The following is a 14,614-nucleotide window of genomic DNA, read 5'->3' as shown; positions in this document are numbered from 1 at the left end:
TTATGCTTCCTCCTTGTAGGAAATCGTCATCTCATATTGACCGGGTTCGCTTCCCTGCATATGTAACGTATATTTAAGGACTAGTTTCCCTTGTTTGGCCTGCTCATCCCATTGATGATGTATCTTCTTCGCGGTCGTCCGTAATCCTAACCTGCCATATATACTTTCATAATGTCCATTTGTCGCTTCCTGCAGGCGGAAAAGCTGCCTCATTTTAATGGCACCATTCCTAAGCAGGATCGTTTCATCCGGTTTGTGCTTGATGGTAGTTTGTGTTTGACCGACTTCATTTTCCTCTTTATATTGCAAATATAAATCTGCACCTTTATACATTTTTGTACCAAATGTGACCAGCTCATACGTTTCCGTTTCTGAGCCGTGCTTGATTTTTGTCTGTAAAGTCACTTTAATAGCATGCTTATCTATATCATGAAGAGTCAAAGCTACACTTCCTTCATCATGTCGTTCTTAACTTTATAAGTATAAATATTCTTCAAGGAAGTTTCAACTTGGAGCGGAAAATAAAGTGTAAATCCAAAAATGTGAGGATAAACTGTCGAAATCCTGTTGTTGCAATTCATTTGATTTTAACGCAATAATGACTCATTGGGGCGGAATGTTCAAAAAGAGTCCTTAGATGTAAAATCCTTTTCCTGAATGGATAAAAAAAGACCATTCCCGCTAAAAAACAGGAACAGTCCAAGTCTTCTATCATTAACCTTTTTGAACCCAGCCTAGAATCATTTCACGAATCAGCTTGCTCGCCGTGTTCGCAGTTTGCTCGGATGGATCATAAATCGGTGCCACTTCTACTAAATCGCAGCCGACCACATTAATTTCAGACCGTGCTATCTCATGAATCGAAGCTAAAAGCTCTTTGGAAGTGATGCCTCCACAATCTACGGTGCCTGTTCCCGGCGCGTGCGCAGGATCAAGAACATCGATGTCGATCGTCACATATACAGGACGGCCAGCTAACTGCGGCAATACTTCTTTGAGAGGTTCAAGAACTTCAAATTTAGAGATGTGCATGCCATTTTCTTTTGCCCATTGGAATTCTTCCTTCAAACCGGAACGAATGCCGAAAGAGTATACATTTTTCGGGCCGATAAGTTCTGCGGATTTACGGATGATGGACGCATGGGAAAGCGGCTCTCCCTCATAATCCTCACGTAAATCTGTATGGGCATCCATATGGATGATGGCCATATCGGGATACTTTTTGAACATGGCTTTGATGACAGGCCATGTGACAAGGTGTTCCCCTCCCATACCTATTGGGAACTTACCTGCATCCAACAAGCTGTCGACGAATTTTTCAATCATATCGATACTGCGCTGCGGATTGCCGAATGGTAATGGAATATCTCCGGCATCAAAGAATTTAACTTCCTCTAATTCACGATCTAAATACGGGCTGTACTCTTCCAAACCAATCGAAACTTCACGGATCCGGGTAGGGCCGAAGCGAGAACCCGGACGGAAACTTACCGTCCAGTCCATCGGCATGCCGTATAGCACAGCTTCTGATTCCTCAAAAACAGGGTGGCTTTTAATGAATACATTTCCTGAATAGGCTTCATCGAATTTCATTGTCCATGCCTCCCTTATTTCACTAAATCTTGAACGAATTTAGGCAGAACGAAAGCTGCTTTATGAAGTTCTTTTGTATAATATTTCGTTTCTATTTCATGGAAACGGTCTTCAGTCACTTCTAATGGATTATATTTCTTCGATCCGATCGTGAACGCCCAAAGGCCGCTTGGATACGTCGGGATATTCGCTAAATACAGGCTCGTGATTGGGAATATTTCTTTCACATCACGTTGTACATCGCGAATTAAGTCCGCTTTAAACCAAGGATTGTCGGATTGCGCCACAAAAATCCCGTCTTCTTTCAAAGCTTTGGAAATCCCTGCATAAAAACCTTTTGTGAATAAATTGACTGCAGGTCCTACAGGTTCAGTTGAGTCAACCATGATCACGTCATATTCATTTTCACTTTTGGCGATGTGCATGAAGCCATCCCCAACTTGTACGTCTACACGCGGATCTTCAAGCATGCCTGCAATTTCCGGCAGGTATTTCTTTGAGTATTCGATAACTTTCCCATCGATATCCACCAATGTAGCTTTTTTTACGCTTGGGTGTTTAAGGATTTCACGGATAACTCCTCCGTCCCCTCCTCCTACAACCAAAACGTTTTCTGGATTAGGATGGGTAAATAAAGGAACATGGGCTACCATTTCATGGTAAACGAATTCATCGCGCTGTGAAGTCATTACCATGTCATCCAGCAATAGCATATTGCCCCACTCTTCCGTTTCAATCATATCAAGCTTTTGAAACTCAGTTTGCTCCGTATGTAAAGTACGATTCACTTTCATCGTAATACCAAAGTTCTCTGTTTGTTTTTCAGTAAACCAAATGCTCATTTATTAACGCTCCTTTTCCATTTCATATTGTCAGTCACCTTATAGGTTCCCCAAAATCGGTATAGTCATTAGCTAGAAAAATTATAGACGAATCTAGCAGAATTGCAAGATAAATTTCTTAAATGCAGTTCTCATGTTTAAAATTTTCTTTTTTTTCCATAATAGTAATAGATAATAGATTCTTACCTGATAAGAGAGGTGAAAGCAATGGAATTGATCCCAAGCGAACGATTTAAAAGGACAACTAAATATGTACGGGCCTTCATTATCCTTGCCACAATCGGGCTGACAATACTCTTTGTATTGCTTCTCTCTTTACTGATTTATGCAAAAATATTAGGTCCGCCACCTTTGGTCGTGCCGCAGTCCACTCTCTATTATAGTGATAATGGAAATGTGATCGGTGAAACAGATAATGGCCAGAAACGTTATTGGGCCGGAATGGAGTCGATTTCACCACAGCTCATCAAAGCGACTGTCGCCGTCGAGGACCGCCAATTTTACACGCATTATGGATTTGATATAAAGCGGATCGGCGGTGCCATCCTTGCTGATATCAAGGCAATGTCCAAGGTCCAGGGTGCAAGCACCATTACCCAGCAGTATGCCAGGAACCTGTTTCTTGGGCATGACAAAACGTGGTCGCGTAAACTTAATGAGGCCTTTTATACGATACGTTTAGAAATGAACTACTCCAAAAAGGAAATTCTAGAAGGCTATTTAAATACGATTTACTATGGCCATGGCGCATATGGAGCCCAAGCTGCAAGTCAGTATTACTTTGGCAAGGATGCCAAGGATTTGACTCTTCCTGAAGCGAGCATGCTGGCCGGAATACCAAAAGGGCCGTCAAACTATTCTCCATTGGATAACTTTGAAAAAGCGAAATCAAGGCAGAAAGTCGTCCTTCAAGCCATGAAAAGCAAAAACTACGTTTCAGGAAAGGATATCGCGGAAGCGCTGCGAACATCCCTTACATTGAAAGGAGAACATGGAACGGTCACCAAGAAGACCGCTCCCTATTTCCAGGATGCCGTCAAGCAGGCTTTAAAATCCCAGCTTCATTTAGATGACCGGACGATCGAGCTTGGCGGGCTTAAGGTCTATACTACACTGGACGAAACCCAGCAGGATGCTGCCGAAGAGGTCCTTTCCAATACCATACCCAAATCTTCAGGCATTCAAGCCTCGATAGTGGCAATGGATCCGGATACCGGGGAGGTCCGTGCACTGGTTGGAGGGAAGGATTACTCCGAGTCGCCATTCAATCGGGCTACACAGGCCGTTCGCCAGCCTGGTTCAACCATGAAGCCATTGCTATATTATTCAGCGCTGGAGAATGGTTTCACACCATCCACCACCTTAAAAAGCGAGACAACTACATTTTCTTTCGATGATGGTCACTCATCTTACACACCGCATAATTACAACCATCAATATGCGGAAGGCGAAATCACGATGGCCCAGGCCATTGCTCTTTCCGATAATATCTTCGCCGTAAAAACGCACTTGTTCCTTGGGGAACAGTCATTGGTCGATACGGCGCGTCGATTCGGAATCACGGCAAAGATGGATGCGGTCCCTTCCCTGGCACTCGGTACGTCAGGTGTTAGGGCGATTGAAATGGTGAACGCCTACAGCATTCTGGCTAACGGCGGCAAGAAGGTTGAACCCGTGTTTATCAAAAAAGTTGAAAATCAAAAAGGTGAAGTGATTTTTGATGAAAATGAGAAACCGGAACAGATTCTGGATGAGGACAAGGCATTTGTCATGACCCAGATGCTTACAGGTGTTTTCGATGAAACGTTAAATGGCTATACGAAAGTGACCGGCAGCACCATCAGTTCCCAGCTGACCCGCCCATATGCGGGCAAATCAGGCTCCACCCCGACGGATAGTTGGATGATCGGTTACACGCCGGAGCTTGTAGCAGGAGTATGGACTGGATATGATCAAGGCAAAAAGATCGAGATCCCTGCTGAAAAAGGCTATGCAAAGAAAATCTGGGCTTCCTATATGGAAAAGGGCCTGCAAGGGAAACCGGCAAAATCGTTTAAGGAAACCGAAAACGTAATCGGGGTGAACGTGAATCCCGTAAGCGGAAAATTGGCCACAAAGGATTGTCCTGTCTCAAGAATGACTTATTATGTTAAAGGGACCGAACCTGTCGAATACTGTGCCGAGCACTTTAAGGGTGAGAATCCGAAACATGCCCCAAAAGAAGAAGAACATAAAAAGGCCCCGTGGTATAAGAAAGTCTTAAAACCTTGGGGATAACGAAAAACCCCCGAAGCCTGCAGCGGCTTCGGGGGTTTTTCTGTCCTAGTTTCACAGTGACTAAACTGCTGTCTTTAAGTTTACTGATTTTATCGCTTTCCTACAAGTGCATTTTTCACTAAACTTAACATTTCATCCATTAAACGAGATTCAAACCGTCAATGACTCCTTCAGCTGATCTGAAGAACGCTCCCACATTCCCGCATCATGGTTTCTCAGGAAATCTGCAAGCACACGTTTTGATTTATCGTCCATGTCCTCAACGATGATTTTTCGTTTTAGCGATTTATCCATCCGGTTAACATGCTCCGGGAGCGATTTGTAACCGCGTCTAATTGACCTGTCGACCGTCATTTCACATGCTGTCACACCTGCATAGTGCGGACCGTTTTGAGTGGCTTCAATGGTCACCCAAACAAGCCAATAAGGTTTGGCATTCGGGACTTCCTCTTTAGTCTTTAAAAACTTGATCCCTTTTTCCACTGCACTTCTTGCATGCATCGCACCGATATCGACCTCTGCTTCACCTGCATCCACATCGATGATGACCGGGGAAATATTATCGAGCGTTAATACCCCTGCTCCATATCCGCCATGACCTTCTGTTGGGTCGTTTTTTATAATATTGAAGCCTACCTTTTTCTTTGGTTGTTCTTCCATGTTCGTATCCCCCTTTATTGTTTGTCATTCCTTATTATTGGTTAAAAAAACAAAAGTGAAAAAAATTGACTCAAGATGCCTCCTACAAATTCTCTACCAGTATTCAAAATCGGGCTTATTGTAAATTGGCTCAACGGTGTGATGATCAGGATCAAAAAAATAAGCGAGCCGTATTGTTCATACTGGGTCATTTTTGCCCGCAAGTCTGCTGAAACAAGATCCTGAATGATCCTATAGCCATCGAGCGGCGGAAGCGGTAACAGATTAAATACAAATAAAAGGACATTTAAATTTATGAGTATATTTAAGAAAGGCTCGACGAAAAACGGTAAATCAGGTCCAACGCCTGCGGCAATCAACCCGTAAAAAATTAAAAACCCTAGCATTGCAACAATCAAATTACTGAACGGACCGGCAAAAGAGACGAGCACTCCTGCCAATTTAGGGTTCTTGAAATGAAAACGATTGACCGGTACAGGTCTCGCCCAACCAAATCCGGCTATTAATATCAGTAACGTCCCGATCGGATCCAAATGGGAAATCGGATTTAATGTGACTCTTCCTTCATTCTTGGCAGTAGGGTCACCGAACTTATAGGCCACATAAGCATGGGAAAATTCATGGACCGTAAATGCGATTAACAGTGAAACAATGACATACGGAAGCTGTTCCAAAGGATAAGCCAAAAACCGTCCTATTTGTTCAAAGAATTCCATCGATAGCTTCTCCCCCAATGTTTATTACCGTTAGTATACATCAAAAGTTCAAGAAGTGAAAAAACTCTGACTTCCGTGTCTTGCAATTCTTTTTCCATTGTGAAACACTACAAGATAAGAGAGGAAGGGGGGAAAAGATATGCCATATGTAACAGTCAAAATGCTTGAAGGCCGTACAGACGAACAAAAAAAGGCTTTAGTCGAAAAGGTGACTGCAGCCGTGACGGAAACAACTGGAGCACCAGCTGAAGCCGTGACGATTTTCATTGAAGAAATGTCAAAAAATCATTTAGCAGTAGCCGGTGTCCGTAAAAGCGATTTATAAGATTTACATAATTGGGAAAAGCTAAGCCATCAATTCGGCTTAGCTTTTGTTTTTAACTGCTCAATATATTCATATGCCTCATCAATTTCTTCAAGCGTATATTTTTGTTTGCTTTTCAGCGTAAAAATTTTCTCGGTGACTTCTTCTTTTTCAAGCGTGTCGAAGTATAATACCGTTGAAACCAGTTCCAAAAACCTGGCATTCTGTTCGTTCATATCCTGTAAGCATGCCTCAAGTGCCGGCATCTCCACTTCCTGTATGGATAGGAAATCCTGGCCGGCATCCGTTATCGAATAACAATATTGATAATAGCCTGCTTTTTTTTCCCTTACTTCATTCAAGTAGCCCATTTCGCAGAGCTCTTCAATCCGTAAGGTCAATTCCTCCGAGTACGGTCCATAAAAATGAAACTGAAACTTTTCATGAAATGGGAAGGAAAGCTTCTTCGCAATATAAACGATTTTTTGTAATTTTTTCCGACCCGAGATTTCACCGGCAGTAGAAATTGCATTGATTATGTTTGCATGATCCTTAAACAAGGCTCGTCACTCCTCACCAAAAATGTACCACTTCAATCCGATAGCTCCAAAAGCTTACGAATCTGTTTTTTTATATTTTTCTTCGTAGATTCATCACGCAATAAATCCGCTGGATAATACAACTTATGATCCGTTCTTCTTTTCCCTGAAATTGCATCGACAATTTCGGATTCACGTGATAATTCACGAATTTCGCCATTATTTTTAAGCAAGTGAATCGGAAGTCTCTCCTCTTCCTCACCTGGCCGGTAAAAATCATACGGCAGATCTGATGAGGAATCGACGACAAGATAATAATCCGGATCGATGCCTGCCTTCTTGAATAGCGTCCTTAATTCCATCAATCTGTTCATTTGACTATTCGATGGATGGAATTCCACATATTTAAATAGTTTACGGTTAACGAAGCGAGTGCATAAATCTTTTAAAATCGAATCGTTTTCCCCTTCCCATGCTTCGAAATAATAGAGCATCACCGATTCATCCATTTTCAAATAGTCCGTTAAAGTCACTTCTCCCTTGAACAATGAATAAAAATGGTGCGGTTCTTGAGCAAACTCATAACCGGATTCATATAAATGTTTCGCTCTATGTAGAATCTTGGTAAGTATGACTTCCGCACTTCTCGTAACTGGATGGAAATAAACCTGCCAATACATTTGGTAGCGACTCATGATATAATCCTCAACCGCATGCATCCCGCTTTGCTTTATGACGGCATGTTCTTCCCTTGGCCTCATCACACGCAAAAGCCTTTCCATATCGAAATGACCATAACTCACGCCAGTGAAATAAGCATCACGCTGTAAATAGTCCATTCTATCAGCATCGATCTGACTTGAAATCAGGCTGACTACTAATTTCCCTTTATAGGTTTTCGCAATGACTTCTGCCACTTTTTTTGGAAAATCACGCCCAACTCTAAGGAGGATCTTATTCACTTCCGTATCGCCGACGATTATCTGCTGTGTGAATTGCTCATGATCCAGATCAAACACTTTTTCAAAAGAATGAGAGAAAGGACCATGACCCAAATCATGCAGGAGGGCTGCGCACAAGGATAGTAACCGTTCCTCTGGTTTCCATTCCTCCCTGCCCTCGAAAACATCATCCACGATTCTCCGGACAATCTCATATACTCCAAGCGAATGGCTAAGCCGACTATGTTCCGCACCATGAAAGGTTAAATAAGTCGTTCCCAGCTGTTTAATCCTTCGAAGCCGCTGGAATTCCTTCGTCCCTATTAAATCCCATATAACCCGGTCACGAACATGTATATATCGGTGCACCGGATCCTTGAATACTTTTTCTTCTTGTAATTTTTCGCCGGAATATTCCATGAACTACCCTCTTTTTCATAATCTCGATGCACTCATTATAGCGTGTTTTGACAAAAAACCCTAACTTCCACCTTGCTAGAAAGAGGGGTCATTTTGTAAGAAAACGGAAGTTCCAGTCTGGTTTTGTCTCGAAAATAAGGAAATAAAAAATCACCGCAGTGTGTCGAACCTGGGTGATGATTACTTGTTCCATATATCATAAGAAACAATCCACTCTAACTATATATCATGGATCCTACTTTAGTTTTTTATTGATTTTATCTAGTAACTCATCTTCTGTCGGTGCAGCAACCGGACGGTTATTGACAAAGGCAAAAGACTTCTTTCTGCCAGGACCGCAATAGGATTGGCAGCCCACTTCAATTTTCGCGTCGGGATCAAGCTTTTCAAGGCGCGGGATCAATGTTTTTATGTTTACCGCCAAGCAGTCATCGCACACTCTGAATTCATTGGACATCCTCCGGTCACCATCCTTTCCATGACAAACTATATTTCATCCATTTATATGACTAAAGGGTATTTTACCGTTTCTACTTATGAATATCAAGAGGGCTGGATGATGTGAAAAGGATGTAATTAATCAAAAAACTAGTATCCTTTTAACCTTTTTGTATAAAAAATCCAGATTTTGTCCAAAATGCTAGTAGAACACTCCATAAATCACTGCCACACGATATTTTATATAGTTATTTATTTTAAAAGTTACCAGAAAGGGAGTATGTAGAAATGAAGGTTCGTCAAGATGCCTGGACAGAAGAAGATGATTTGCTTTTGGCAGAAACGGTATTACGCCATGTGCGGGAAGGCAGCACTCAGCTTAATGCTTTTGAAGAGGTAGGGGATAAGTTGAATCGCACCTCTGCAGCATGCGGATTCCGCTGGAATGCAGTTGTCCGCCATAATTATGATAAAGCGCTATCACTCGCCAAGAAACAGCGTAAGCAGCGGCAAAGGATTCTTGGAAAAGATCAAGGAGGGAAAAAACGGCTTCTTTATACACCGCCGTCCCCAACGATTTCCGACATAATGGTTCCCCATGTACAAGAAGAGGAACTAGAGTTGAAATCCGAAGTAGATACTACCAATTATGAAGCAGCAGAGGAATTCGTTGTGGCAGAAGCCCTCGCTCCTAAGACACAGCACACACCAGTATCTTTGGAAACGGCCATCAGCCTTGATACCGTCATCGCCTATTTGGAATCCATGAACGGGCGCATGCTTCAAGCTGAAGTATTAAAAACCGAAAATGAAAGATTGAAGCTTGAAATTAAAGGGCTGAAAAAACGAAACGAAGATTTGGAGAATAAAATCAGCCACCTGGAACAAAACAGCGGCTTAATGCAGGAAGATTATGAAACTTTGATGAATATCATGAATCGAGCAAGAAAGCTGGTCTTGTTAGAGGAAGAGGAACGTCCGGCCACTAAGTTCAAGATGGACCGGAATGGCAACTTGGAAAAAATGGCCGAGTAATAAGATAATGTGGGGTTCTGTTATATAGATCAACCACATGCCAGAGGCCATTTCCCCCATGTTTATCCGAAAAAGGGAGCCAACAAGGCTCTTTTTTTCATTGTTTCAAGAAACATGGAATAATATCTCCTATCATACAGTCCTTTTACAGTTTCAGTGAATGCTAAAGTCGTATTTACTGAAAAAAGCCGTTCCTGACTTAATGGAACGGCTTTTTTCATTTCAATCCTTTAATGCATCGAATACTTTATCATTGCGTTCCACCACTCTCGTCAAGTACGCCTCATACAACGGCCATTCCTGAACGGAAAGTGTGTCAGAGAATATCCTTTCGCTATGTTCCTTCAATACTTGAAGGAATCTGAGCATCACGTCTTGAACACTCAATTGCACACCCAACAATTCGGTTAGGGAAGCCATTACCGAGGGGACGATATCAGGATAAGTGAATTTGGTTTCTGCATTTCCTTTAGCTGCATCATAAAAACCCTTCACGAGACTGGCACGCTCAGCCCCGCTTCCATTGACACACAAATAGATTTGCACCGCTACGCCATTGCGGATCCTGCGTTGGGATATACCGGCAAACTTTTGCCCATTTATACTTAAATCATAACTGCCAGGACAATAGGAACCGACGATTTCCCTCGCCTCCATCTTGACTGGAAAATCGGAAAACATCAATTGGACAAGCTTCCACATCGCATCATATCCACGATTGATTTCAATTTTCTGCTCGTTTTCAGGAAAAATGAGCGAAAAGTTAAGGACCCCCTCATCCAGAACGACTGCTAGCCCTCCGGAATTCCTCACGATGGCCTGAAAACCATGTCCTTCCAAATGTTCCAAACCCTTTTTAAGAAAAGGCAACTTCGTATCCTGTATACCCATGACTATGGTTCGGTGGTGTACCCACGCCCTGGCTACGGCCGCTGATTTACCTGACCCTACGGAGGCGCAAAATGTATCATCCATCGCAAAGGACTCCAGAGCAGGAAACTGAGGTCCAACGGAAGATTGATCAATAATCCTCCACTCTTGCTGCATTAATAATGAATCTGTTTCACCCATATGAATCTCCCTCTACATTTAATCCTCAAGCTGCCTATTGATACTGCGCCACAAATCCCTGTGCCGCTGTAATGACAGCCAGTTTATATACATCCTCTTCACTGCATCCCCTCGAAAGGTCATTCACCGGACGATTCAGCCCCTGAAGGATCGGGCCGACCGCTTCGAAGCCACCCAAGCGCTGGACCATCTTATAGCTAATGTTCCCTGCTTCGAGACTTGGGAAAATAAAAACATTTGCATCCCCCTGAATAAGGGAATCCGGTGCTTTTTTCCTTGCTACCGAAGGAACGAAGGCCGCGTCAAACTGAAATTCCCCATCAAGAATGACTTCAGGGTCCATTTCTTTTGCCAAATCGACGGCATCAACCACTTTTAAGGTCTCGGGGGATGTTGCCGATCCCTTTGTCGAAAAGCTCAGCATCGCCACACGCGGTTCGATATCGAACATTTGTGCAGTCTTCGCACTTTCTATAGCAATTTCAGCCAGGTCCTGGGAATCGGGGTTTATATTGATCGCACAATCCGCGAATACATATTTTTCTTCATCCCGTACCATGATGAACACTCCCGAGGTTTTTTGGACGCCTGGTTTTGTTTTAATGATCTTTAAGGCTGGACGAACCGTATCGGCAGTCGAATGCGTTGCGCCACTAACCATTCCATGTGCCAGTTTCATATGGACGAGCATGGTTCCAAAATAGTTCTCATCCATTAAGATTTCGCGTGCTTGTACATCGGTCGCTTTACCATCACGGACCTTCACGAACGCATCAACCATTTCATCCATCATGATATAATTCTTCGGATCATATATTTCGATTGCATCAAGGGAGATTTTTAGATCTTTTGCCTTCTCTTGAATCAACCCGATATCCCCGATCAATACCGGTGTCACCAGTTTAGCCTTGGCAAGCCTGCCTGCCGCTCCCAAAATCCGTTCATCCAACCCTTCTGGAAAAACGATCTTTAAATTATGCCCCATAATTTTCGATTCCAATATTTCAAATAAATCGCTCATTGGCTCTTCCTCCTTTTAGATACGTTTCCCCCATTTTTTCTATATTTAACCATCCGTTAAAATCCATTGTCGTCTTCTTTTAAGAATACTCCAGCAGCCAGGTAAATTCCAGCCATCCGCAAATTTGAAAAATGCAGAAACACCGAAAAACAGTAGTGGTGTTTGCGGGTTGATATAAATTTCCTTATACTGAAACTATGTTATATTAAAGTTATAATAAGACTTAGGAGTGATCGTAATGAGTGAAGCAGCACAAACACTGGACGGCTGGTATTGTTTACATGATTTCCGTCTGATCGACTGGGCTTCTTGGAAAACGTTATCAAGTGACGAACGCCAATTGGCCATCTCAGAATTCCAAGGTTTACTGGATAAATGGAATATGACACAAAGCGACAATGAAGGCAGCCATGCCCTATATTCCATCGTTGGTCAAAAAGCGGACTTCATGCTTATGTTTGCCCGCCCAACCATGGAAGAATTGAATGCAATCGAAAACGAATTCAACAAAACGAAGCTTGCCGAATATACAATTCCCGCTTATTCATACGTTTCTGTCGTGGAATTAAGCAATTACTTAGCTGGCGGAGATGGTGAGGACCCTTACCAGAACCCCCATGTTCGTTCCAGACTTTATCCGATACTACCAAAAGCGAAACATGTATGCTTCTATCCAATGGACAAGCGTCGTGATGGCGATGATAACTGGTATATGCTTTCCATGGAAGAGCGCAAAGGCTTAATGCGTTCCCACGGCTTGATTGGCCGCAGTTATGCCGGTAAAGTAAAACAAATCATTTCGGGTTCTGTCGGTTTTGACGATTATGAATGGGGCGTGACTCTGTTCGCAGATGATGTCCTTCAATTTAAAAAATTAATCTATGAAATGCGTTTTGATGAAGTGAGTGCACGTTACGCTGCATTTGGTTCTTTCTTTGTCGGCAATATCCTGCCTGAAGAAAATGTATCTTCATTCCTATACGTATAAGGCTGTGGGCTTCCGGTTTTCCGGAAGCTTTTTTTGCGTCCGCTCCTTTTTATTTTCCCCTGCTGTGGAATAATTCCAATCCTCATCCCATACATTTTCAATAGTGATGAATTTATTTTTTCACAGTCCCATTCAGCTTCAGGAAAATCGATCAAGGCAAGTCCTGACTCCAGCGAGGTGAAGGAACGTTACTTCTATTCATTAGCCGGCAAGAGGATATGGCTTATATCATGAACGGCAGCCGTTATGTATCGCTTAACATTCATTGTGGTTTTTTAAGCCACCCGGGGATTGTCCAGAAAACATATACAATACTACCGGTCGCTATAAATCGCACTGTTTCTCCCAGTCCATACTCTCGGATTGTCCAAATTCCACAGCATCAACTAAACCTTGAATTCAGGAGGGAATGCAATGTCACAAAATAATCCTTATGGTAATTACCCGTACGGAGGAAGCCCTTATTACCCCTATGAAAATAATGAGCCTGAACTAAGGCAGCAGAATCCTAACCAGCAGCAAGGATTCCCGCAGCAAGGTTTCCCGCAGCAAGGTTTCCAACAACCACCATACCAGCCACAACAGCCCACTATGGCAGGCACGCCACAACAAATGCCGATGCAGGTGAGTCCAGCCACTACCGGACCGCAGATACCTGGCATGCTTCCGGTCGAACAATCATACATCGAGAACATCTTGCGTTTGAATAAAGGGAAATTGGTCACTGTTTATACAACGTTTGAAAACAACAAGGAATGGAATGCCAAGATCTTCAAAGGAATCATTGAGGCTGCAGGACGCGATCATTTAATCATAAGCGACCCTCAAACGGGAAAACGATACTTAATCCCGATGGTATACTTAGATTATATAACGTTTGATGAAGAAATCGAATATGAATATCCATTTGGAGGCGCTGGGCTTGCCACCTATTCGCCAAGGTGAAGAAAATCCACTAAAGAAGAGCCTCAGAATCTATTTGATTCTGAGGCTCTTTTTAAATTGGAATGACTTTTTCCAAAAAAGGCTGACCTAAGAAGATCAGCTCAGTTTGTAGACAAAAGAGGTTCGGAAAACATTTTTTCATCAAATGATGTTCCCAAACCAACACCTTCAACTCATCAGGTATGGTTTCTATCTATATGTTATAACAAAGTTGATTGGAGAGAAAGGCGCGAGACTCCTGCTTAGAAAAGCGAGTCTAGGGAGAAGACCCCACAGGCGCAAGCCTAGGAGGCTCCATGAACGCCCGCGGAAAGCGAGTGCCTGTAGAGGAAATCAACGTCCATATTGTACAAGCCATAAAAAAACTGTAGACAAACTCTTGATTTCTTCGAATTTGTCTACAGTCTCAGCTGATCTAAGACAATCAGCTAATTCCATTACAAGTATTTATATGCAGCAATGATCATTAAGACCCAAGCGACCAAGAATGAAACCCCGCCAAGCGGTGTGATGGCACCAAGGACTTTGATTTGCGTAACGCTTAGAACGAATAGGCTTCCGGAAAACAGGATAATTCCTATTAGCATAAGCCAGCCGGACCAGTTGATCAGCGGACTAGAAATCTTCCCAGCCAATAAACCGAGTACCAATAAACCCACCGCATGGAACATTTGATATTGAACAGCGGTTTGCCAAGTTTCCAAATATTTATCAGGAATTTTCCCTTCCAGTCCGTGTGCACCGAATGCACCTAGTGCCACAGCAATAAACCCATTCAATGCACCTAAAATGATGAACAGTTTCAATGATTTCGCTCCCCTTCC

16 protein-coding genes are annotated in these 14,614 nt (G+C 42.8%); 5 read left to right on the top strand and 11 right to left on the bottom strand.

The features are described from left to right. The 3 genes from ACIQYG_RS04190 to speE form a co-directional block, all read right to left on the bottom strand. The gene (locus ACIQYG_RS04190) at nt 1–441 is read right to left on the bottom strand and encodes a YwiB family protein (protein WP_402835664.1); all 441 of its coding nucleotides are present in this window, start codon (nt 439–441) and stop codon (nt 1–3) included. Between the two features lie 273 nt (nt 442–714). Next, nucleotides 715–1,593 (bottom strand): agmatinase, encoded by an 879-nt coding sequence (gene speB / locus ACIQYG_RS04185; protein WP_106027204.1) that lies wholly within the window; start codon nt 1,591–1,593, stop codon nt 715–717. 14 nt (nt 1,594–1,607) lie between these two features. Beyond that, nucleotides 1,608–2,435: a spermidine synthase gene (gene speE / locus ACIQYG_RS04180; RefSeq protein ID WP_252279226.1), complete on the bottom strand. Its 828-nt coding sequence runs from the start codon at nt 2,433–2,435 to the stop codon at nt 1,608–1,610. A 207-nt stretch (nt 2,436–2,642) separates the two neighbouring features. Here speE and ACIQYG_RS04175 point away from each other — a divergent pair, with 207 nt between their 5' ends. Beyond that, a complete protein-coding gene (locus tag ACIQYG_RS04175) occupies nt 2,643–4,712 on the top strand; it encodes a transglycosylase domain-containing protein (protein ID WP_402835660.1) in 2,070 nt (689 codons plus the stop codon). 150 nt (nt 4,713–4,862) lie between these two features. On the opposite strand, the gene ACIQYG_RS04170 is transcribed toward ACIQYG_RS04175, so the two are convergent. Then, complete coding sequence (locus ACIQYG_RS04170) at nt 4,863–5,372, bottom strand: YwhD family protein (protein ID WP_402835658.1); 510 nt, start codon at nt 5,370–5,372, stop codon at nt 4,863–4,865. 41 nt (nt 5,373–5,413) lie between these two features. Beyond that, nucleotides 5,414–6,088, bottom strand: a complete 675-nt coding sequence (locus ACIQYG_RS04165) for a site-2 protease family protein (RefSeq protein WP_402835656.1) — start codon at nt 6,086–6,088, stop codon at nt 5,414–5,416. Nucleotides 6,089–6,227: 139 nt separating this feature from the next. Here ACIQYG_RS04165 and ACIQYG_RS04160 point away from each other — a divergent pair, with 139 nt between their 5' ends. Beyond that, a complete protein-coding gene (locus ACIQYG_RS04160) occupies nt 6,228–6,413 on the top strand; it encodes a 2-hydroxymuconate tautomerase (RefSeq protein ID WP_034315897.1) in 186 nt (61 codons plus the stop codon). Between the two features lie 29 nt (nt 6,414–6,442). On the opposite strand, the gene ACIQYG_RS04155 is transcribed toward ACIQYG_RS04160, so the two are convergent. The 3 genes from ACIQYG_RS04155 to ACIQYG_RS04145 all read right to left on the bottom strand — a co-directional run bounded on the left by ACIQYG_RS04155 (nt 6,443) and on the right by ACIQYG_RS04145 (nt 8,749). Beyond that, the gene (locus tag ACIQYG_RS04155) at nt 6,443–6,952 is read right to left on the bottom strand and encodes a YwgA family protein (RefSeq protein ID WP_034315899.1); all 510 of its coding nucleotides are present in this window, start codon (nt 6,950–6,952) and stop codon (nt 6,443–6,445) included. A 32-nt stretch (nt 6,953–6,984) separates the two neighbouring features. Beyond that, on the bottom strand, nt 6,985–8,292 hold the full coding sequence (locus ACIQYG_RS04150) for an HD domain-containing protein (protein WP_402835655.1): 1,308 nt from the start codon (nt 8,290–8,292) through the stop codon (nt 6,985–6,987). A 235-nt stretch (nt 8,293–8,527) separates the two neighbouring features. Then, complete coding sequence (locus ACIQYG_RS04145) at nt 8,528–8,749, bottom strand: YuzB family protein (RefSeq protein ID WP_048683566.1); 222 nt, start codon at nt 8,747–8,749, stop codon at nt 8,528–8,530. Nucleotides 8,750–9,018: 269 nt separating this feature from the next. Between ACIQYG_RS04145 and ACIQYG_RS04140 the strand changes: the two genes are divergently transcribed. Then, nucleotides 9,019–9,765, top strand: coding sequence for an RsfA family transcriptional regulator (locus ACIQYG_RS04140; protein WP_402835652.1), 747 nt, complete (start codon nt 9,019–9,021; stop codon nt 9,763–9,765). A gap of 222 nt (nt 9,766–9,987) precedes the next feature. Here the strand turns inward: ACIQYG_RS04140 and lipL are convergent, their stop codons facing one another. Beyond that, the gene (gene lipL, locus ACIQYG_RS04135) at nt 9,988–10,836 is read right to left on the bottom strand and encodes an octanoyl-[GcvH]:protein N-octanoyltransferase (RefSeq protein ID WP_402835650.1); all 849 of its coding nucleotides are present in this window, start codon (nt 10,834–10,836) and stop codon (nt 9,988–9,990) included. Nucleotides 10,837–10,870: 34 nt separating this feature from the next. Then, the gene (gene pta / locus ACIQYG_RS04130) at nt 10,871–11,857 is read right to left on the bottom strand and encodes a phosphate acetyltransferase (RefSeq protein ID WP_402835648.1); all 987 of its coding nucleotides are present in this window, start codon (nt 11,855–11,857) and stop codon (nt 10,871–10,873) included. A gap of 238 nt (nt 11,858–12,095) precedes the next feature. Between pta and hemQ the strand changes: the two genes are divergently transcribed. Next, complete coding sequence (hemQ, locus tag ACIQYG_RS04125) at nt 12,096–12,845, top strand: hydrogen peroxide-dependent heme synthase (protein ID WP_053536913.1); 750 nt, start codon at nt 12,096–12,098, stop codon at nt 12,843–12,845. A gap of 414 nt (nt 12,846–13,259) precedes the next feature. Further along, the gene (gene gerQ, locus ACIQYG_RS04120; RefSeq protein WP_402835645.1) at nt 13,260–13,790 is read left to right on the top strand and encodes a spore coat protein GerQ; all 531 of its coding nucleotides are present in this window, start codon (nt 13,260–13,262) and stop codon (nt 13,788–13,790) included. Nucleotides 13,791–14,227: 437 nt separating this feature from the next. Here gerQ and ACIQYG_RS04115 read toward each other — a convergent pair whose 3' ends face one another. After that, complete coding sequence (locus tag ACIQYG_RS04115; protein ID WP_054398573.1) at nt 14,228–14,596, bottom strand: DUF423 domain-containing protein; 369 nt, start codon at nt 14,594–14,596, stop codon at nt 14,228–14,230. Nucleotides 14,597–14,614 lie beyond the last annotated feature (18 nt).

This window comes from Peribacillus sp. NPDC096622 (assembly GCF_044762665.1).
GTDB lineage: Bacteria > Bacillota > Bacilli > Bacillales > DSM-1321 > Peribacillus > Peribacillus frigoritolerans_B.
This window is presented reverse-complemented; position numbering and strand designations above follow the sequence as displayed.

What these genes read in the sequence shown, in the direction of transcription:
- ACIQYG_RS04175 (WP_402835660.1), top strand. Translation starts at nt 2,643, where the DNA reads ATGGAATTGATCCCAAGCGAACGATTTAAAAGGACAACTAAATATGTA.
- lipL (WP_402835650.1), bottom strand. Translation starts at nt 10,836, where the DNA reads ATGGGTGAAACAGATTCATTATTAATGCAGCAAGAGTGGAGGATTATT.
- ACIQYG_RS04150 (WP_402835655.1), bottom strand. Translation starts at nt 8,292, where the DNA reads ATGGAATATTCCGGCGAAAAATTACAAGAAGAAAAAGTATTCAAGGAT.
- ACIQYG_RS04145 (WP_048683566.1), bottom strand. Translation starts at nt 8,749, where the DNA reads ATGTCCAATGAATTCAGAGTGTGCGATGACTGCTTGGCGGTAAACATA.
- pta (WP_402835648.1), bottom strand. Translation starts at nt 11,857, where the DNA reads ATGAGCGATTTATTTGAAATATTGGAATCGAAAATTATGGGGCATAAT.
- gerQ (WP_402835645.1), top strand. Translation starts at nt 13,260, where the DNA reads ATGTCACAAAATAATCCTTATGGTAATTACCCGTACGGAGGAAGCCCT.
- speB (WP_106027204.1), bottom strand. Translation starts at nt 1,593, where the DNA reads ATGAAATTCGATGAAGCCTATTCAGGAAATGTATTCATTAAAAGCCAC.
- ACIQYG_RS04170 (WP_402835658.1), bottom strand. Translation starts at nt 5,372, where the DNA reads ATGGAAGAACAACCAAAGAAAAAGGTAGGCTTCAATATTATAAAAAAC.
- ACIQYG_RS04160 (WP_034315897.1), top strand. Translation starts at nt 6,228, where the DNA reads ATGCCATATGTAACAGTCAAAATGCTTGAAGGCCGTACAGACGAACAA.
- hemQ (WP_053536913.1), top strand. Translation starts at nt 12,096, where the DNA reads ATGAGTGAAGCAGCACAAACACTGGACGGCTGGTATTGTTTACATGAT.
- ACIQYG_RS04140 (WP_402835652.1), top strand. Translation starts at nt 9,019, where the DNA reads ATGAAGGTTCGTCAAGATGCCTGGACAGAAGAAGATGATTTGCTTTTG.
- speE (WP_252279226.1), bottom strand. Translation starts at nt 2,435, where the DNA reads ATGAGCATTTGGTTTACTGAAAAACAAACAGAGAACTTTGGTATTACG.
- ACIQYG_RS04165 (WP_402835656.1), bottom strand. Translation starts at nt 6,088, where the DNA reads ATGGAATTCTTTGAACAAATAGGACGGTTTTTGGCTTATCCTTTGGAA.